The following is a 19,709-nucleotide window of genomic DNA, read 5'->3' as shown; positions in this document are numbered from 1 at the left end:
CGATAACGCACCACGTGGAGTGCGTGGCGATCCTTGAGCCTGCTGAAAAGGGCCGCTGACCTGCCGTTTCTCCGAGTGTGCGTTATGGGCGTTACGGGCGTTAGGTGCGATACCTTGACGCATATTCGACGCACGTGACGCACGTTTGACGCACGAACGGCGCATTGCCTGATTGCCCGTCATGCGTGGTTTGAGGCTCCTGGACGGACGGTCACCTGCGTGAAGGTGAATGCCGCGATGGGGTGATGAGGCCGGCTGTCGCGCGGTTGGCCGACCTCGCCCCATCGCTTCTCGGTCGTGACGTTCCGTGATCCAGGGGCGAGTGTCGGGCGGATGTCGTGTCAGGGGCCGTAGGGACTCCAGTGCCCGAGGATGATCCATGCCTCGGATTCGGTTCGGGTTTGCCCCGGCGGCATGGTCTCGACTCGGGTGCGTACGGCGCTCACGTACTCCGCGAGTCGGGTGGCGTGGCGCCATGCCGCTTCCTGCGCTTCTTGCGCTCGGGTGGGCGGCGGTTGCGGAGCGGCGGCCTGGGGGGTGTTCGGGTCGCAGCTGTTCGTGGTGTTGCAGAAGGCACTCAGTGGCGGTTTGACCCGCGTGCGGTCCGGGACGCTGATCCACCAGGCCGGCCGGAAGCCCGCGGAGGAGAAGCCGGATTCACCAGGCCGGTCCTGTCGGCCGTCGGTCGAATAGGAGCGGCCCGTGTCGATGGATCAGGCCGCCCAGCCGAGGACCTTCTCCGAGTACGGCCAGTCCTGCGGGCGTGCCGCGTCGTGCGGACTTCCGTCCATGAAAGCGCCGCGGCTCGCCGGGTACATCGGGTTGGCGGGGTTGTTGTACCAGCCCAGACCCCAGGGGGCTCCCGGGGCGGTGGGGGCGTTGAACCCGAGTTGTAGTTACAGAGCGCGGCGAACCAGTTCTCCGGCTTGGCGGGGCCGTCGTGACGCCGACATCTCCAGCCATGGCCGGCCCGCCGTCGACCCCGCCCAGTCTCCCGGGGTCCGTCCTGCCGGACCCCCACCGGCAAAACTGGTCCGGGCCGAACAGGACATCAGAACCTCTGCTTCCGACCTCAACTGATCAGGACGAGCCCGCCGGTCGTGTCTCCGCCAGCTCGGGCACCTCGGCGACACTGCCCAGGACACGGCTGTACGGCAGGTCCTGGAACGCCTCGCGGGGCAGCTCGCCGGTCAGGACACCGATCACGACTCCCGCCCCGGCGTTCCTGCCCGCCAGTACGTCCACGACTGTGTCGCCCGCCGTCAGGACCTTCGTCACGTCGATGACGCCGGTCTTCTCCATCGCGCGGTGGATCATGTACGGGGCAGGGCGGCCGCGCCGCACCTCGTCGGAGGTGACGACAGCGTCCAGATTGCCGCCCTCCTCCGTGGACCAGCCGAGCGAGGCCAGCAGCGGACCGGCGACCTCATCGCTGAAGCCCGTGGTCAGGGCCACCTTGATGCCGCGGGCGCGGAGCTCGGCCAGCGCCTGCTCGACACCGGGCAGGGCCACCGGGGCCTTGGTGCGGTAGCGCTCCTGAAGGATGCTCCGGAAGGCCGCGTACCCCTCCTCGACCAGTTCCGGTGTGACGGTGCCGCCGCCGATCCTGACCAGGGCGTCGATGGCCTCGCGCTTGTCCGTGCCCATCCAGGTCTGCAGATCACCCGGGGCAACACTCACTCCGGTGCGCTCGACCGCCTCGCGCAGTGCCGCGTACACGGCGCCGTGCTCGTCGATGGTGGTGCCTGCCATGTCGAATACGGCGAGTTCAAGCAAGGTGGGACTCCTCATCTGTGCGGTACCGCCCGATGACGGCCCTGCCTTCGGTGGTGTTCTCGATGGTGAAGTTGGCCATCGTCGGCAGGAAACGGTCGTCAGCGCTCTCCAGCGGGACACCGGCCGCCGACGAGGTCAGCCGGCGCACCCGGAGCAGGGGCGCGCCCGGCTCGACGCGGAGCAGTTCCGCGTCCTGCTCTTCCGCCGTGATGGCGTCGATGGTGTGACGGGCGTGGTGCAGATCGACGTCGGCCCGGCACAGTGCCTCGTAGATGGATCCGGAGTCCGGGTCGAAGTCGAACAGGTACCGCCCCACGTCATGCACGAACGTGGAGCGCTCGACCATCGTGGGCACCCCGTCCAGCAGCCTCAGCCGGATGAGCTCCACAACCGGATCCCCTTCCTCGATGTCGAGACGGCCCGCGGCCTCCGGTCCGGCCCGACGGCGGGCCACCTCGACCGTGAGCTGGCCGGGCTCGCGGCCGATGGACTTCGCCCACTGGGTGAACGATATGAGCGTCGCGAACGACTGGGACGGCGCCGCTCTGCGGGCGACGGGCGGCTTGCCCTGGCCGCCGACAAGGTTCCCGTCGCGGCGCAGCATGGCCAGTGCCTGGCGCACCGGGCCGCGGGAGGTCCCAAACTCCTGGCAGAGCTGTGCCTCACTGGGTACCGCCTCGCCCTCCGGCCATTCACCCGACTCGATGCGCCGCAGCATCTCCTCGCCGAGCCGCTGATGGAGCGGGACACCCTTACTTGTCATCACAAGAAGACCATCGCACCCTTTCGGGGCCGTGGCCAAGCCCTGGTCCGTAACATCCTCGTTAATGACTCCCTCCCCGGAGCGCCGCCAAGTAAAATCTGAGGCGCCAGTCGGCTACTTGTATGTATAGGCCTTGACCGGTCTCCCGTCGCGGCGCAGGCTCCCGGCATGAGTACTGCTGCAAACACCGCCCCCGGTCCTTCCGCAGGCACCGCAGTCCACAGCGACGTCGTGATCGTGGGCGCCGGCATTGTCGGACTGGCACATGCCTACGAGGCTGTACGCCGGGGTCTCTCCGTCACCGTCGTGGAACGTGACTGGGAGCCGGTCGGCGCGTCCATCCGTAACTTCGGCCACTGCTGTATCACCGCACAGCACGGGGAACTGCTCGACATCGCCTACCGCTCACGGGCTGGCTGGCTGCGGGCCGCCGAGAGCACCGGGATGTGGGCCAGGGAGGCCGGCGCGTACGTAGTGGCGAGATCCGTCACCGAACTGGCCGTTCTCGAGGAGCTGTGCGCCGAGCGCGGCGACGACGCGGTGCGGATGCGGACTGCCGGCCAGATCCGCAAGACCCTCGGCGCACCCGCCGGGCACGGCGGCATCGTGGGCGGCGCCTTCCTCCCGGACGACCTCCGGGTGAACCCCCGTACCGCCGCCCCCGCCCTCGCGGAGTGGCTGTCGGAGCAGTCTCTCGCCCGCGTCTTGTGGGGCACATCCGTCATCGGTGTCGAGGCCGGCATCGTGCACACCACTCGCGGCCCTGTGCGCGGCGATCGCATTCTGGTCTGCGTCGGCCACGACCTCGACCGGCTCTTCCCTGAGGCGGCGGAGGATCACGGGATCCGGCGCTGCCGGCTCAATATGGCGAGGGTCGTAGCTCCTGGTGGATTCCGCACCGACGCGGCGGTTCTCACCGGCACCTCGATGCTGCGCTACGACGGCTTCACCGCGCAGCCGTCGGCCATCCCTCTCCGGGACGAAACGGAGGCACACAGCAAGGAGTTGATGGACATCGGCGCCAACGTCATGCTCACCCGGCTCCCCGACGGATCCCTCATAGTGGGGGACTCGCACCACTACGGGACCACCGCGCCGCCCTTCCTGGACGAGCGTGTCTCCACTCTGCTCATCGAGTCCATCGCGGGCCTCCTCGGTGTCGAACGCCTCGATGTCGTCGAGCGCTGGCAGGGTGTCTATGCCAGCAGCGCCCGCGGACCGCTGCTCGTACGCGACCTCGCCCCGGGCGTGCGGGCCCTGTCCGTCACCTCCGGTATCGGTATGACCCTGAGCTTCGGCCTGGCGGCCGCCACCTTCGACGAATCGCTGCGGTCCACGATCTGAGTCCGTGGTGACGGTCGGCGGTGATGCCCGCCCCGCCGACCGTCGCCCCCTCCCGCTCGCACGCTTCTCTCGCTCTTCCCCTCCCTTCCTTCCGGTCCCTGTCGCTGCAGACGGCCGACCGTAGGTACGTCATGTCCATGTCATTATTTCGTCCGAACGGAAGCAGGCCTCCGCCATGAGCAGACCCACGAACCCGACGATCGACCCTGCCGAAGCCCCGCCGGCGTCGGAGGACAGCGGCTCACGCCTCCCCGTATCCCGCTTTCTGTCCTGGAGTTGGCGGGTCTTCGCCGTCACGTGGGTCGCGTACGCCGGGTACTACTTCGTCCGCCAGGCGTTCTCCGTCGCCAAGCTGGGCATCCTCGAAGACCCGGGCGTGAACAAGGTCCTCACCGAGCAGGCGCTCGGCGTGATCGACGGTATCTACCTCGCCCTGTACGCCGTCGGGCAGTTCCTGTGGGGAGCGTACGCCGACCGCTTCGGACCCCGGATCGTGGTGATCGGCGGTATGACCGCCGCCATCGCCGCCTCCCTCGCCCTCGGCGTGGGCAGCTCCCTGCTGGTCTTCGCCCTCGCCATGGGCATCCAGGGTCTCGCCCAGGCCACCGGCTGGGCACCGCTCTGCAAGAACATGGTCTCCTTCTTCCCGGTCCCGGAACGTGGCCGGGTCATGGGCCTGTGGTGCTCCAGCTACGCCTTCGGCGGACTCGCCGCCCCGCCGTTCCTCGGCTGGTGGGCGTACTCCGTCTTCGACAGCTGGCACGCCGCGTTCATCGCGGGCGCCGCGGCCATGTCCTTCACCCTCGTCCTGTTCGTGGTCTTCCAGCGCAACGCCCCCGCTGACGTGGGCCTCCCGGCCATCGACGACGACACGGCCAAGTTTCCGCGGAACGACGGGCGCGCCGCACGCGACACGTTCGCGCTGTACCGCAAGGCACTCCGCGACAGGATGGTGATGACGCTCGCGGTCGCCTACTTCCTGCTGAAGCCCGCCCGGTACGCCCTGCTGCTCTGGGGCCCGGTGATCGTCAGCCGCCGGCTGCCCGAGGTAGGCATGGCCGGAGCCACGTTCATCCCGGTGTCCGTCGCCGTCGCCGGGGTCATCGCGCCGATGGTCATCGGCTGGCTCTCCGACAAGGTCTTCGACTCCCGCCGCATCCCGCCGCTGGTGCTGTCGCTGGGGCTGCTCGTGGTGGTACTGGTGCTGTTCATGCCGCTCACCGCGACCGGCAGCGTCTGGGTGATGATCGCCGTGCTGGCCGTTATCGGCCTCGCCTTGTACGCGGCCGACGCGATGATCGTCGGAGTCGCCGCGGTCGACTTCGGCAACGCCGCGGGAGCGGGCACCTCGACCGGGGTCATCAACGGTTTCGGTTCGGTCGGTGCCATCCTCGGCGGCCTGCTGCCGGGCTTCCTCTCGACGACCCCGCTCTTCTACACCTTCGCGGCGGCCGCCTGCATCGCGGGCCTGGTCCTGCTCCCGCACTGGAACCGCAGGCCCCAGGTCGTGGCCCCTTGAGGGGCCGTCCACGGTGGGACATCTGTACATAACATGAAGCCGACACTCCCCTGCATCATCCGATCCGCATGACGGAAGGCAGGGAGGGGATATGAGGCCGGCGACGTCCTGGCATGACTGGAACGTATGCCACGTCTGCCTGGTATCGCCTCGCGGAGATTCCGCCGGAATCCTTGCTCGCCACTGTCCGTGGACGCCAATATCTCGTAAGGATGACGGGTCTCGTCCAACAGTTGCGTCAAAGTAGTGAACCCAAAGGGGCATCGCTCATGCCCCTTGACGTCTCGCGCCGCGTACACGCTCGGCGGAGCGGCCGGAGCCGCTGTCCTCTCCGCCCTCCCGCTGAGCGTGTGCGACGCACTGGCAGCCCCGGTCAGGCCGGGCCGGCTGCAGGACATCGAGCACATGGTCGTCTTCATGCAGGAGAACCGCTCGTTGGACCACTACTTCGGCACCCGCAGTGGCGTCCGCGGCCTCGGCGACCGTACAGCGGTACGCGGGACGAACGGCAGGTCCGTCTTCCACCAGCCGGATCCGTCCCGCGCTGAGGGCTTTCTGCTCCCGTACGCGATGAACGCCGCGCACACCAACGCCTACCGGCAGGAGGCGCCCCAGTTCGGGTTCATCGACTCTCTGCCCTGCCGCTCCGGAACGACGGACGGGCCGACGGCCATGTCACGGGACGCTCCAGCGGATGGCTGGGGCACGGCTTCTACGAGCCCGCCGACATGCCCTTCTACGCCGCTCTGGCCTCCACGTTCACGATCTCCGACCAGTACCACGCCTCGGTGCAGTCGCGACTACGCCATGACCGGCACAAGTGGCGGTACGGTCCTTGTCACCGCCGTCTACAACAACGACTACATCCCCGGCGGCTTCACCTGGGGCACGTACGCCGAACGCCTCCAGGCCGTCGGCGTCAGCTGGAAGACCTACCAGGCGCTCATGTTCTGCCTCGGCCTGTCCCTGACCGTGGGCGACTTCGGCCGGGTGATCCGGTCCCGAAGCCCGCGCTCATCGGGCTGGTCTGTCAGATCGTCGTCCTTCCCGTGATCTGCCTGGGCCTCGTCGTGGCCTTCGGGCTGAACGGCCTGCTGGCGGTCGGCATGATGCTGCTGGTCGCCTCCCCCTGGGGGCTCCTCGGCGTACATCATCAGTCACCGGGCCGGCGGCAAAGTGGCACTCGACATCACGCTCACGGCGGTCAACCCGGTGCTGTCGGTCTTCACACTGCCGTTCGTGATCGGCCTGTCCATCGCGCACTTCCTCGGCGACGACGCCACTGTCGGGCTGCAGTTCAGCAAGGTGGCGCAGGTCTTCGCGATCGCCCTGGTGCCTGTTGCCGTCGGCACGGTGGTCCGCGGCAGATTCCCGGATCGGGCCCGGGGGACGGACAAGGCCGTCAAGATCTTCTCCACGGTGGCCCTCGCACTGGTCATCGCGGCCGCCGTCATATCGCAGTTCGCTGCGCTGCGGGAGCACACCGCCCAACTGGGCCCGGCGACTCTGCTGCTGTCCGTGCTGAGCCTCGGCGTCGGCTACTTCGTGCCCCGCCTGTTCGGCGTGTCACGCGGCGACTCGACCGCGTCCGCCATGGAGATCGGCATCCACAACGCGACGCCGGCGGAGGCAGTTTTTCTGGCCAAACTCAATGGTGCGGAGAATCGTGTCAAGCGGGTATGGAATGTGCAGTGGAAGAGGGAATGTTGGTGGTGGAACTTTTCCTCGTGCTGGAAGGCGATCCCGGATTGCAGATCAGCTTCGACGAACTCGCGGAAGCGGAAACCCTGGGCGAAGTCGCGCAATTGATGCAGGACATGCAAGACGCGCCGGTCTGAAGAGCCACGATTTCTGGGGTGGTACACACGACCGCCGACAGGGTCGTTCGGCAGCCGCACCATGTGGGCGGACCGGGGCGGCTGCCCGCCGCGGCCCGAGCATGTGTCGAGGGGTTGCCGGGCGGCCGGGTTCCCGATGGGCCCGCCGAGAGATCCGCGAGCCCATCCGCTCCGATGCTGTCGGGCAGCGCTGAAGTGATGTCAGCGGCCGGTGGCGTTCCCAGGGCGCCGGAACATCAGGGCGTGCACGGTGAAGCGCGACCCGTCGAATTCCGCCCGGCCCGTTGCGCGCCGTTCTTTGAGCAGGGTCAGCATGGTCTCCTTGTGCTCGGCGTACGCCAGGAGTGGGATGTCCATCTCGAAGACCTCAAGCGTCTCGGCCTCATAGCCACGCGTGGTGAGTTCCGTGACGGTCCGGGGAATGTCAGCGAGTGAGGAGTGCGCCATGAGCAGCGTGCCGCCCGGTGCGAGGAGCACCTCCACGCGCTCGACGACAGAGTCGTACACCGCGCGGCCGCCCCTCCGGGCGACGAGAGCCGTCTCCAGCCCGTCCCCCCTCGCATAACTCGGGTCGTAGGGCAGATGCGGCGGGTTGGTGATCACAAGGTCGAACTTCTCGTCCGGTGTGTACTCCTCAAGCGGCGAGGTCACGCAGTGCAGCCGAGCCGCGTCGAGGCCGTTGGCCACCACGTTGGCCTCGGTCTGGACGGCGGAGGCGGGGTTGATGTCCAGTGCGGTTACCCGCTCGGCACCGGCCGCGAGCAGGGCGACGCTGTAGAGGCCGGAGCCGGCCCCGATGTCCAGCGCGTTGACGGCCCTCAGATCAGGAGCGTTGTCGCCGTTGAGGGCGGCGACGAGGCTCAGCCCGCAGTCGGTCGGGAACAGCACCTCGGCAGGATTCTCCACCGCGATCCGCAGACGCATGCCGTGTAGCTCGAAGATCCCGTACGAGGACCGGGTTTCCCACAGAGTGCCGTTCTCGCCGACGGGCAGGACACGGCGCCGCGTCAGTGTCTGAATCGAAGCGGTGGTCATGGCAGTGTGAGCCTTTCGACTGAAGGGCCGGCAGAGTCGGAGGGGCGAAGCCGTGCGGATATCCGGCCGGGTCCGGCACGTGGGCTGTTGCGGTTTGCCGGTCACTCGGTGAGGGCGGAGAGCACGGTTCGAACGGAGCCGTCAGCGATGCGCTCGGCGCGCTGCGCCGGGATCAGGTCCTCGACGTGGCTGAAGTTCCACGCGAGCTGGCCGTGGCTGGTGGTTGCCGTCGCCACGATGGCTCCCATCACCGAGACGCCTGTGATGAACTGGGCGTCGCTGACTCGCCACGCTCCCACGTGGACGGGAAATTCGTAGCGGCCGACGTTGGACAGGCACAGGTTGATCGGGCCCTCCTCGTCCATGAACCGCATGAACGACGCGCTGTCGGCCAGCGATCTGGGTCCTGCCCAACGCGGAAGGCTGATCGTGGCCAGGTGGTCCTGGCGTCTCCGGCGTCGCACCAGGTCCTGGCTGATCGCCCGGGCCATGGGCCACAGCGGCTGGCCGGGCTCGTAGCGGATGAGGGAGGGCACCGTGGCGACGAAGGTGCCGACCTCGTCGTGGGCGACGGCAGGCTCCAGGTCACTGCGGAAGTCGACCGGCGAACCGATCGAGAAGTGCGCGGAGGCCTCAGTTCCCGTGTCCCGGGCGACGGCCGTCACCATCGAGGCGGCCAGGGCTCCGTGGACCGTGGTGCCGTGCCGCTTGGCCGTCTGCGCCAGCAGATCCAGCTGGTCGGCGGTAAGCAGTCTGTGCACCATCCGGGTGCGCCGCTGCTCGAACGGGACCTGGCGGCTGGGAACGATCCGCTGCAAGGGATGCCGCCGCGCCGCCCGTTGGTCGCGCAGCATCATGGCTTCGAGCCCTGCGATTCCCGCCACGCCACGGTGGCGACGTGGCAGCAGGTCGTCCGTCGCCGGCAGTACCCGTCGCGGGGCGGCTTGAGGCAGCGTGCCGTGGTCCAGTTGGGCGGCGAGTTCGATCCACTCCCGGAGCAGGGACAGGCACGTCTTGCCGTCGGCGATGGTGTGCGATGCCGTCAGCACCAGGTCGTGGATGCCTTCTCCGCCCTCGACTCCCGCTCTTCGTGCGGTGATCACCACCGCGCGCAGCAGCGGTCCGGTGCGCCAGTCGACGCTCTCCCTGAGTTCGCGGTCGTTGATCTCGTGTTGCCACTGGCTGTCGGGCTCGGGGACGTCCGGTGGCACGTCGACGTGGCGGAGCGGGATCTGCTGCCCGTCCAACGGTGTGAAGGCAGGGTGTTCGCCGGTGCCGTCGTCGGTGATCGCGACACGCAGCAGGGGGTGGCGGACCTGGAGGATGTCCAGGGCGCGGCGGTGGAGCAGCGGGGGCAGGTGTCCGTGGACGCGGGCCCGGGCGATGACGTTGAGGGGTGAGGTCTGGTCGGCGATCCAGTACAGGCGTTCCAGGGGACTGAGTTCACGCCGGACGCTGCTGGGCTCGGCGGCCGGGCCGTCCGGGTAAGTGAGCGCCCACGCGGTCTGACTGGCGAGGACGGGGCGGGGCATCAGCCGGAAGTAGGTGTTGCGGAGCAGGCGCCCGCGGCGGTGGGCCCCCTGAGTGAGGTCGCTCATCCGGCGGGACGCGGCCACCATCGCCCTGGTGCGGTCGCGGCGCCGGCTTTCGTAGACGTGCAGGGCCTCCACCAGATCCTTGCCCGTCGCGGGTTCGGCGAGCGTGCGTGCCAGTACGACGGCGTCCTCCATGGCCATGGCGGCACCCTGGCCGAGTGTGACGAGCATGGGGTGGGCGGCATCGCCGAGAAGGGTGACTGGTCCGTCGCCCCACCGCTCCAGGAAGGCCCGGTCACGGGTAGGCACGGTGAGGATGTCCTCCTGCGGCGTGGCCTCGATCACCGCCCTCACCTCGTCAGCCCAGCCCGCGTATGCCTGTTTGACGGCGTCCTTGACGCGGTCCCGGTCGGCTGGATCGGCGGGTGTGCTCATGGCAGCCCACCAGTAGCAGCGGCCCTGGCCGATGTCGATGAGACCGAAACGCTGTCCGCTGCCCCAGTAGTGGCGCACGCTGCCCGTGGTGACGCTCGGGTGTTCGAAAGGGACGATGCCGAGCCGGAAGAGGTAGCCGCTCTCGCGTGGCACCTCGGAGCCGACGAGATGGCGCCGTACGGCCGAGTTGAAGCCGTCGGCGCCGATCAGGAGGTCCCCGTTCGCCGTACTGCCGTCCGTGAAGCGGACGGTGACGCCCGCGTCGTGGGTCTCGAAGTCGACGGCGGTCGCTCCCAGGCGGATCGGGCAGTCGCCGGCCTCGGCCAGCAGGGCCTCTTGGAGGTCCGCGCGGCTCAGGCAGAAGCTGGGTGCGCCGACCTTGTCACAGACCTCTTTGAACGGCAGGTCTCTGATCCGTCGGCCGCGCCGGTCCATGACCGTGAAGGACTCCACCGCCTGGCCGCGCTTTTCCAAGCCGAGGTCGATGCCGAGGCATGCCAGGGCGGTGACGGCGTTGCTCATGACCGACAGACCGGAGCCGACGTCGCTCAGCTCGGTGGCGCGCTCGTGCACCTCGACGTCGATACCCATGCGTCTGAGCGCGATCGCACAGGTCAGACCGCCGATACCGGCACCGACGACGAGGGCTTTCACGGGCCGTGCCGATGCCATGCGGTCAGCTCTCCCGGCCGGTCGGGGTGGAGTCGGTCCTGATCAGTTCCGCGACGGTTGCGGCAACGTGTGCCACGTGCGGTTCCTCCATGATCGTCAGGTGGTCGCCGGGGACTCCGACGACGTGGATACGGCCGTTGGTCATGGCTTTCCAGCCATTGAAGGTGTCCTCATGGCGGCTTCTGGCGGCCCGGTGCATGGAAGCCAGGACGGCGGGCAAGGGCTCCGTGGCGCGGATCAGGGTGAGGTCGTGCTCCTCGCGCGGGGGCCGGTAGGCGAGCGCTGCCTGCCAGTTCGCCCGGTAGACTCCGAACAGACGGCGGATGAGGGTCCGGGAACTGCCGGCCGGCAGGGCACCCCTCTCGCTCGCGATGCGGGCCATGTACGCGAACTTCTCCTCCAGCGAGCCGAGTGCTTCGGGGATGACGCGAGTGCGTGACTCGTTGCCGTCCCTCGGCCGGAGCAGGTCCTGGAAGAACCACTCCAGTACGGCCTCGTCGTCGTGCGGGGCGCGCGGCCCGGAGTCCAGGGCGGTGGTGTCCAGGACCAGCAGGTGGGCCACCTGCTCGTCGGCCGCCCGCAGGCGACGGGCGATCTCGAAGGCGACGAAGCCACCGAAGGACCATCCGCCGATGGAGTACGGGCCGTGCGGCTGTACGGTCCGCAGTGCGGTGAGGTAACTGTCCGCGAGTTCCTCGACAGTACGCAGCGGTGTGGTGCCCGGGTCGGCTCCGGCGGCCTGGAGCGCGTACACCGGCTGGTCGTCCGGAAGGTGCCGGGCGAAACCGACGTAGCACAGCACGTTGCCGCCCATGGGATGGATCATGAACAGGGGCGGGTGAGTGCCCTGCCGGTGGATCGGCACCACGGGGTCGTACGCGGCTGTCGCCCCGCCATCGCGCAGCCGTGCCGCGATTCCGGCGCAGGTAGGTGCCGCGATGAAGTCCGCCAGGGAGATGTGCACTCCGTAGCGCCGTTCGATCCGTACGACGAGTCGCATCGCGGTGAGGGATGTGCCACCGAGGTCGAAGAGGTTGTCGTGGATCCCCACCGCGTCCAGGGACATGGCGTCCGCCAGCATCTCGGTCAGTGCCTGCTCGTACGCGTCGCGCGGCGCGGCGTCGGGGGTGCGGGCCGGGGTGGACAGCGGGGTGTGGCGCAGTGTGGCGTCGTCACGCTTGCCGCTGGGGGTCAGCGGGAAGTGCGAGACCCATTGCAGGTGTGAGGGGACCATGTAGTCGGGCAGGCCGGCACGCAACCGCTCACGGATGTCGGCCAGGTCTTCGTCCGTGCCCTCGCCGAGGAGGAAGGCCGCGAGAAAGGCTTCGTCGTTCTCGTGCCGGCGAGCCACGACCGCGGCGTCGCGCAGGCCCGGGTACCGCTGCGCCAGGCCGGTGATGGCCAGTTCCACCTCGGCCGGCTCCACGCGGAAGCCCCGTACCTTGACCTGTGCGTCGGCGCGTCCGAGGAAGACGAGGTCTCCGTCGGGAAGCAGCATGCCGATGTCGCCCGTGTGGTAGAGACGGCGGTCGGCGCCGCCGTCCGGGGAGGACTGGGGGAGGAAACGCTCCTTGGTCAGGTCAGGGCGGCCCTCGTAGCCGTCGGCCAGGCAGAAGCCGCCCAGGTAGATGTCGCCGGGCGCCCCGGCCGGGACCGGACGCAGCTGCTCGTCCAGGACGTGCACCTCGGCGCCGTCGATGGCGCGGCCGATCGGCGGCAGCGCTGGGAAGGCTGCGGGGTCTCCGGTCATGGTGTACGCGGTGACCACGTGTGTCTCGGTCGGGCCGTAGTGGTTGTCCAGCACGGCTCCCGGAAGCTTGGCGCACAGCGCGCGGATCTCCTGGGTGACGCGCAGCTGCTCGCCGCAGGAGATCAGTACCCGCAGGGCCCGGGGGATGATGCCCAGCGTGCCGGCGGCTTCGGCCAGTTGCTGGATGGCCACCGGGGGAAGGAAGACCTGCTCGACGCGCTCGCGGTCGAGCAGACGCAGCAGGGCCGGCATGTCGCGCCGCTCCGCATCGCTCGCCAGGCACAGCGTGCCCCCGGAGCACAGGGTGGAGAAGATCTCCTGGAAGGAGATGTCGAAGCTCAGCGGCGCGTACTGCAGGGTCACCCCACCCGGGGCCGCGCTGGGCGCCCGGGTCTGCCAGGCCACCAGGCCCGCCAGGGTGCGGTGCGGCATGGCGACGCCCTTGGGGGTCCCGGTGGATCCGGAGGTGAACAGGACGTACGCGGTGCTCTCGGGGACGACTTCGGCCTGCCGCTCGGCCACCGTCGTGGGCGCGGTTCCGGCTGGCCTCTCGCGCTCCGTCGTCGGTGCCGTCACCATCTCGGCGGGCAGTAGGAGCGCCGGTTCTCCGGCGAGATGGGCGTACGGGGCCTCGGCTACGACGCGGAAGGGCCGGGCCTGCTCCACCATCGCGGCCAGCCGGGGGGCAGGGTAGCCGGGTGGCAGGGGGACGACCGCGCATCCGGCCCGCAGGACGCCCATGAGCACGGCCATGACGCGCGGCGTACGGTCCATGGCGATCCCGATCCGGGCGTTTGCCGGGGCACCGAGCGCGCACAGGTGTCCGGCCACGTTCTCGGCGGCCTCGGACAGCTGTGCGTAGCTCCAGCGCTCCTCGTCCATGACCACGGCGGTTGCGTCCGGGGTGAGCGCGGCCTGTTCGGCGAAGCGCGCCACGACCGTGGGGTGCTGTGCCGGAACGGCACGGACCGGCGGGGGGGCGAGGAAGGTGAAGTCCGGTTCGTCGTCGGGTTGCTCGACCAAGCGGCGCAGGATGCTCAGGTAGCCGGTTGCGAAGAGGTCGCCCTGCTCGGCGGAGAACGTCTCGCCGTCGCAGTCGACCCGCAGCCGGATGCCGCTGCCGTCCGGTTCGGTGACCGCGTTCACCAGAAGTCGCAGGTCCGTCTCCTCCCAGGTGCGGAACTGGGTGAGCCGGAGGCCGGAGAGGTCGAGGACATGCGAAAGCTGGTGGAAGTGGACGTAGTTGAAGGCGGTTTCCAGGACGGGGCCGCCGTGGTCCTCCTGGATGGCGCTCAGCGGGTAGTGGCGGTGAGGGTGGCCGTCCTGCTCCTGGCGGAAGCTCTCGCGCGCCACCTCCAGCCAGCTGTCCCGCGTGGTGTCCAGGCGCACGGGCACGGTGTTCAGGAAGAGCCCGGCGGTGCGCTCCGCACCGGCCAGTTCGGGCCGGCAGTGGGTGATCAGGCCGGTGGTCACGTCACGGGTGCCGGCGAGCATGGCAAGCGTCAGGGTGTGCGCGGCGAAGAGTACGGACTTCACGGGGAGTGTGTGTTCGGCCGCGAAGTGCCGCACTTGCTCGACGAGGGTGCCGGGCAGTTCGACCCACCGGGAGACCGGACGGTGGCCGGTGACAGGGCGGTGAGGCGCGAACGCCTCGATCGGCAACGGCGCGGAGCCGGCCAGCTTCTCCTGCCAGTAGCGCCGGGTCTCCTGCGAGCGCAGGGCGGCCTGCTCCTGCCTTACGTGGAGCGCCGCTGACGGGGGCGGCGTGCCGTCGAGGGGCCCGGTGTCCAGGCCGAGGCTGTGGGCGTAGTCCTGGAGCAGCTCACGGAGCAGGGTGGCGACGCTGCCGCCGTCGAGGAGCGCGTGGTGGAAGCTGAGGACCAGGTCGACGGTGGAGGGCAGTAGGTGGGCCCGGAACAGGTACAGCGGCGCCTGGTCGAACACGTAAGGATGGTGACGGCGTTCCTCGATGTGTGCGCACACCTCGTCCTCGGCCGCGGCGCTGTCGAGCGGACGCAGGTCGGCGACCTCCAGGCCGCCGTGGACTCGGGGGTGGACGACCTGCAGCGGTTCGGAGCCCGACAGGTCGAAGGCCGAGCGTAGCGCGGGGTGCCGTGCCGTCAGTCGGTCGAAGGCGTGGCGGAACTTCGTCTCGTCCCAGGCCATTTCGAGGGTATACCGGAAGACGTCCCGGTATTTGGCAGAGATTTCGTGCCTGCGGCTGTGGTAGAGCATGCCGAGCTGGAGCCGGGTCAGCGGGTAGGCGTCCTCAGCGCCGGGCAGGCGGGACCGGTCGACGTCGGCAACGAGGGCGAACGGGGCCTCGACGGCCTCGGTCCCGGGCGCGTCACAGGTTTCGGTGCGCGTGGCCAGGCCGGCCACCGTCGGGTTCTGCAGGAGGTCGCTGAGCGAGAAGCGCAGGCCCCTGGCCTCCGCCTCGGCGCGCACCGTGAGCATCCTGATCGAGTCGCCGCCGAGAGCGAAGTAGTCGTCGTGGACTCCGACGGTCTCCCAGCCGAGGACGCGGGCCCAGACTTCGGCCAAGACCGCCTCGGTACGGTTGCGAGGCCGGCCGTCCGTGGCGGCTTGTGGCGTGTCGTAGGGCAGAGGGAGCGCGTCGTGGTCCGCCTTGCCGTTGGGGGTCAGCGGAATGTCGTCGATCCGGGTGAAGGATGCCGGGACCATGAACGTCGGCAGCGTCTGCCCGAGCTGATCACGCAGCTGCAGGGTGTCGATGGGGGCGTCGGCGACGTAGTAGCCGGCCAGGACAGTACCCGAGTCGGAGACGGTATGTCCCACGACGACGGCGTCCCGTACGCCGGGGACCGCGCGCAGGGCGGCGGCCACCTCGTCGGTCTCGACGCGGTTTCCCCGGATCTTGACCTGGCCGTCGATCCGTCCGAGGTACTCCAGGGTGCCGTCCGCGAGCCACCGGGCCAGGTCTCCGCTGCGGTAGAGGCGGCCGCCCGGCACGAACGGGTCGTCGCCGAACTTCTCGGCGGTCAGCTCCGGGCGATCGAGGTAGCCGCGGGCGACACCGGCTCCGCCGATGTACAACTCGCCTACGACCCCGACGGGTTGCGGTAGGTCGTCAGCGCCCAGCACGTACAGCGTGGTGTTGTCGATGGGCCGGCCGATCGGCACCCGCGCGATGCTGAGGCCCGGGTCGTCCGGGCAGTCGTAGAACGACACGTCGACCGTGGCCTCGGTCGGACCGTACAGGTTCACCAGCCGTACGGAATTCTCGGCACCGCTCTCCCGACGGCACTGCTCGGCCAGGCGGTTGAACTGATCCACCCGGGCACCGGGCAGCACCTCGCCACTGCAGAAGACATACCGCAGGGTTCGGATGGCCCGGCGCGATGCCGCTGACTCCTCCAGCAGGTCGAGGAATGGGCCGAGCATCGAGGGCACGAAGTGCACGCGGGTGACCTGGTGCTCGCGGATCGCCCGCAGGACCTCGCGCGGGTCCCTGTGACCGCCGGGCGGCAGCAGAGCCACGGTCGTACCTTCGACGGCCCACCAGAACAGCTCCCACACCGAGACGTCGAACGAGACGGGCGTCTTCTGCAGGAGAACGTCCCGTTCACCAAGCGGGTAGCGCCGCTGCATCCACGCGAGGCGGTTGACCACGCTACGGTGCTCGACCATGACGCCCTTGGGCTGCCCGGTCGAGCCGGAGGTGTAGATGACGTAGGCGAGGTCACGGGAGGTGACGAACGCCTCGACCGGGGCTCCGCTGCCGGTCAGCAGGCCGGCGACGGGTCGCAGGGGCGCGTCCCCGGGGACGCCGGCGGGCGCGTCGTCATCGACGATCACCACCTTGGCTCGGCTGTCCTGCAACATGAAGCGCACCCGCTCAGCCGGATAGCCCGGATCCACGGGAACGTAGGCGCCGCCGGACTTCAGGATGCCGAGCAGCGCTACCAGCAGCTGGGGCCCCCGCTCCATCATCACCGCAACCCGGTCGTCCGGCCCGACGCCCTCCGCGCGCAGGGCCCGCGCGACACGGTTGGCCCGTTCGTCGAGTTCCGCGTAGGTGAGCGTCTCACCCGTCGCCGCGGTGACCGCGATCCGGTCGGGGCGGCGGGCGGCCTGGGCTTCGAACAGGCCGTGCAGGGTGGCCTGGTCCGGGTAGGGCACTTGTGGGCCGCGTGCGCGCCCGGCAGTGAGTTCTTCGTGTTCGGCCGGAGTCAGCATGGGCACGTCGGACAGCGGCCTGTCCGCCAGGTCCAGACCGTGCTCCAGGAGCGTCGTGAGGTGACCGACCACCGAGGCGATGGGCAAGTCCTCGTCGAAGATGTCGCAGGCGTAGTCCAGGTCGACGTGGATGTCAGCCGTGTCGTCGAAGGCGGACACCACGACGCCCAGTGCGTCCTGGTCGTGCGAGGGGGCCATCAGGGCCGGCCGCCGCTCGACTCCGGGGATCCGGTCCGGCCAGGACCAGTGCATGTAGGAGAGGGTCACGTCGAAGAGCTGCCGCGGACCGCGTGCCGGTGCCGACTGTGCTCGCAGGGCGTCGCCGAGTGCGAGCCGCTCATGACGCCGGAGCCGACGAGTCGCACTCTGGATGTCGGTGAGCAGTTCCCGCACGGTCCGCCCACCGTGTGCCGGGATCCGAAGCGGCAGGGTATTGGCGAACTGGCCGAGGATGTCTTTGTGATGCTCGGCCGGACGGTTGAGGAAGGGGACGCCGAGAACCACCTCCTCGCTGCGGTGCAGGCGCGTCAGGTACGTACCGAGCATGGCCGCGAGGTACGTGAACGGAGAGAAGCCCGCGGCGCGGACCCGGCCGGCGAGGGCACCGTCGATCACGAAGGTGTGGCGACCGCGTTCACGCGTGCCCCTGTCTGTCGTCCGCGTGAACAGCGCGGGAGACACGCTGGAGAGGCCTTCTCGGAAGAAGGCACGGTCGCGGTCGCCGTCCACACCGGCGCGGTAGACGGCATCCTCCTCGACGAACGCCAGATAGGAAGGCGCGTCACGGTCGCCCTGCCGCGGACCGCCGCCCGGCTCCTGGGTGTACTCCTGGAAGATCTGATGGCTCAGCTGGTTGAGGGTCCAGCCGTCGGCGACGATGTGATGGGCCTTGACGTGCAGATGTGTGACGTCCGCTCTCTCCAGCAGCAGGGTGGCTTCGACCAGGAAACCGCTCGTGAGGGACAGCGCCTTGGCCATTGAGCGACGCATCCACGCGGCGCAGGCTGCCTCCGGTTCGGGTTCCCGCGAGAGATCGACCACGGTGACAGGGACAGCCTCCTGTGCCACCCGCTGGAAGGGGACCCCCGCGTTGTCGGCGAACCGCAGCCGGAAGGTGTCATGGCGGTGCAACACGCGCCTGATGCAGGCAGTAAGCCGGTCGCGGTCCACCTCGCCGTACAGACGCTCGTGCAGGACGCAGTTGAACTGCGGGGACGCCGGGGCCTGGGAACCGGCCGACCACAGGTCGCGCTGGTACCCCGTCAGTTCGGTCGGCGTCTGATCGTTCATGTCCACCTGTTCGAGGTTCCTTCAAGCCGTACGGGGAGCTCCCGATGCCCGTTGAAGATGAGGGAGGGCAGCGGAGTGAGACGGTCGGGCGCCGCAACGGCGAACGTGAGACCGGGGTAGCGGGAGAAGAGCGCCGGGAGGGCGATGCGCCCTTCGAGCCGGGCGAGTTCGGCTCCCATGCAGTAGTGGGAGCCGTGGCCGAAAGCCAGGTGCTTTCGGGCGGTGGGGCGGGTGACGTCGAAGACATGGGCGTCCGTGCCGTGTACCCCGGGGTCGCGGCCGACCGCGGCGTAGTTGATGACGAGTGCGTCGCCCTGTGCGAAGGTCAGGCCGGTCGCCTCGTCGTGCAGGTCTTCGGTGAGGAAGCGAAGGAAGAAATTGGCCACCGGGGCCTGGTGGCGCAGAGTCTCCTCCACCACCTGGTCCCATCCGACCCGGCCCGACATGGCCAGGTCCAGCTGGTCCGGATGCGTCAGCAGGTTGACGACCGCGTGGTCCAGCAGGGCCGCTGTGGTCCCGTAGCCGGCGCCCATCATCATCCAGAGGCTGTCGGCCAGTTCCTGTTCACTGAGCCGGCCCGCGCGGTGGGCATGGACGAGAGCGCTGGTGACGTCGTCACCAGGGTGCTCGGTCTTGACCGCGATGAGGGCCCCGAGGAGCTGTGTGGCCTGGGCGGTGTTCGCGGCGGCCTGCTCAGCGGTCAGATCCGTGGCGAACACGGTGTCGTTGACTCTTTGGAAGCCGTCGTGCATGGCCTCCGGGAGGCCGAGGAGCTCGGTGACCATCAGCCATGGAAGCCGGGAGGCGAAGTGCGTCCGCAAGTCCACCACTCCGTCGGGGGCGGCGGCGGCCACCTTGGCGACGTCGTCCAGTACCGCGGCTGCGGTGTCCGCGATCCGCGATGCGAGGGCGCGCACTCGGCGGGCGGTGAACGCGGGTACCAGCGGTTGACGCAGCCGCTTGTGGTCGGGGCCGTGGGCGGTCTGGACGGTGCGGATGTCGACCCAGATCCGCAGGGGCCAGTCGGCGGGGAGGGCTCCATTGAGGTAGGCCGGCCAGTGCTGGTGGGCGTCCATGGAGACGTGCGGATGGACCAGCAGCCGCCGGACGAGTTCCGGGTCGGTGACCGACCACGCCGGTACGCCACCGGGCAACTCGACGGGGGCGGCGGGCCCCATGGCCCGAAGTGCTGCGGCTTCCCCGTGGATGTCCGCGGCGCTGCCGTCCAGGGTGTACGGGCAGTGGTCGCGGAGGGGTAAGGAGGACATGAAGTGGATCTCGCTACTCGGAATGCGGGGTGCGGACGGTCGTCGGAAGTCCGTAACGGGCCTGTGGGACCGTGCCGAACCGCTCGTGGCCATGACGGTGCGAGGTGACCCCGACTCCAGCCGGGCCTTCGGGCCGCGGCGGTACCCAGTGCAGGGGCCCGCCCAGATGGCTGGAGTCCACGGGTGGACCAACTTCGGGCCGCCGTGAGGTACCGCATCGCATCGTCATGGTCACGCTCGTCAGGTGAGCCGGCCCGCAACCAGCACGGCTGCGGGCCGGCTCA

9 protein-coding genes and 2 pseudogenes are annotated in these 19,709 nt (G+C 69.3%); 5 read left to right on the top strand and 6 right to left on the bottom strand.

All coding sequences use genetic code 11. From position 1 onward, the window contains the following. Positions 1 to 1,080 precede the first annotated feature (1,080 nt). Both OG361_RS05825 and OG361_RS05820 read right to left on the bottom strand, forming a co-directional pair. Positions 1,081 to 1,776, bottom strand: a complete 696-nt coding sequence (locus OG361_RS05825) for a phosphonatase-like hydrolase (protein ID WP_405852222.1) — start codon at positions 1,774 to 1,776, stop codon at positions 1,081 to 1,083. Continuing rightward, a complete protein-coding gene (locus OG361_RS05820) occupies positions 1,769 to 2,539 on the bottom strand; it encodes a GntR family transcriptional regulator (RefSeq protein WP_405852221.1) in 771 nt (256 codons plus the stop codon). The genes OG361_RS05825 and OG361_RS05820 overlap by 8 nt, the downstream gene beginning before the upstream one ends. A gap of 168 nt (positions 2,540 to 2,707) precedes the next feature. On the opposite strand from OG361_RS05820, the gene OG361_RS05815 reads away from it, so the two are divergent. From OG361_RS05815 to OG361_RS05795, 5 genes and pseudogenes are all read left to right on the top strand, one after another. After that, on the top strand, positions 2,708 to 3,883 hold the full coding sequence (locus OG361_RS05815) for a TIGR03364 family FAD-dependent oxidoreductase (RefSeq protein WP_405852220.1): 1,176 nt from the start codon (positions 2,708 to 2,710) through the stop codon (positions 3,881 to 3,883). Between the two features lie 175 nt (positions 3,884 to 4,058). Next, complete coding sequence (locus OG361_RS05810) at positions 4,059 to 5,402, top strand: MFS transporter (RefSeq protein WP_405852219.1); 1,344 nt, start codon at positions 4,059 to 4,061, stop codon at positions 5,400 to 5,402. 405 nt (positions 5,403 to 5,807) lie between these two features. Then, positions 5,808 to 5,999: pseudogene (locus OG361_RS05805) on the top strand (alkaline phosphatase family protein); the annotation flags it as partial. Positions 6,000 to 6,209: 210 nt separating this feature from the next. Then, positions 6,210 to 6,455 carry a hypothetical protein gene (locus OG361_RS05800; RefSeq protein ID WP_405862726.1) on the top strand — a complete coding sequence of 82 codons (246 nt, stop codon included), beginning with the start codon at positions 6,210 to 6,212 and terminating at the stop codon, positions 6,453 to 6,455. Between the two features lie 87 nt (positions 6,456 to 6,542). Beyond that, a pseudogene (locus OG361_RS05795) lies at positions 6,543 to 7,211 on the top strand (bile acid:sodium symporter family protein); the annotation flags it as partial. A 230-nt stretch (positions 7,212 to 7,441) separates the two neighbouring features. Here the strand turns inward: OG361_RS05795 and OG361_RS05790 are convergent. The 4 genes from OG361_RS05790 to OG361_RS05775 all read right to left on the bottom strand — a co-directional run bounded on the left by OG361_RS05790 (position 7,442) and on the right by OG361_RS05775 (position 19,425). Continuing rightward, positions 7,442 to 8,275 (bottom strand): methyltransferase, encoded by an 834-nt coding sequence (locus OG361_RS05790; protein WP_405852218.1) that lies wholly within the window; start codon positions 8,273 to 8,275, stop codon positions 7,442 to 7,444. Positions 8,276 to 8,376: 101 nt separating this feature from the next. Then, positions 8,377 to 10,917, bottom strand: coding sequence for an FAD-dependent monooxygenase (locus OG361_RS05785; RefSeq protein ID WP_405852217.1), 2,541 nt, complete (start codon positions 10,915 to 10,917; stop codon positions 8,377 to 8,379). A 4-nt stretch (positions 10,918 to 10,921) separates the two neighbouring features. Beyond that, positions 10,922 to 18,157 (bottom strand): amino acid adenylation domain-containing protein, encoded by a 7,236-nt coding sequence (locus tag OG361_RS05780; RefSeq protein ID WP_405852216.1) that lies wholly within the window; start codon positions 18,155 to 18,157, stop codon positions 10,922 to 10,924. Beyond that, the gene (locus OG361_RS05775; protein WP_405852215.1) at positions 18,154 to 19,425 is read right to left on the bottom strand and encodes a cytochrome P450; all 1,272 of its coding nucleotides are present in this window, start codon (positions 19,423 to 19,425) and stop codon (positions 18,154 to 18,156) included. The genes OG361_RS05780 and OG361_RS05775 overlap by 4 nt, the downstream gene beginning before the upstream one ends. Positions 19,426 to 19,709 lie beyond the last annotated feature (284 nt).

The organism is Streptomyces sp. NBC_00090 (assembly GCF_045160815.1).
In the GTDB taxonomy this organism is placed as follows: domain Bacteria; phylum Actinomycetota; class Actinomycetes; order Streptomycetales; family Streptomycetaceae; genus Streptomyces.
Note: the sequence above shows the minus strand (reverse complement) of the source record. Positions and strands in the feature narration are given on the sequence as shown.

Excerpts from the sequence above, each read along its gene's own strand:
- OG361_RS05820 (WP_405852221.1), bottom strand. The coding sequence starts at position 2,539 with ATGACAAGTAAGGGTGTCCCGCTCCATCAGCGGCTCGGCGAGGAGATG.
- OG361_RS05815 (WP_405852220.1), top strand. The coding sequence starts at position 2,708 with ATGAGTACTGCTGCAAACACCGCCCCCGGTCCTTCCGCAGGCACCGCA.
- OG361_RS05810 (WP_405852219.1), top strand. The coding sequence starts at position 4,059 with ATGAGCAGACCCACGAACCCGACGATCGACCCTGCCGAAGCCCCGCCG.
- OG361_RS05800 (WP_405862726.1), top strand. The coding sequence starts at position 6,210 with ATGACCGGCACAAGTGGCGGTACGGTCCTTGTCACCGCCGTCTACAAC.
- OG361_RS05790 (WP_405852218.1), bottom strand. The coding sequence starts at position 8,275 with ATGACCACCGCTTCGATTCAGACACTGACGCGGCGCCGTGTCCTGCCC.
- OG361_RS05785 (WP_405852217.1), bottom strand. The coding sequence starts at position 10,917 with ATGGCATCGGCACGGCCCGTGAAAGCCCTCGTCGTCGGTGCCGGTATC.
- OG361_RS05780 (WP_405852216.1), bottom strand. The coding sequence starts at position 18,157 with ATGAACGATCAGACGCCGACCGAACTGACGGGGTACCAGCGCGACCTG.
- OG361_RS05775 (WP_405852215.1), bottom strand. The coding sequence starts at position 19,425 with ATGTCCTCCTTACCCCTCCGCGACCACTGCCCGTACACCCTGGACGGC.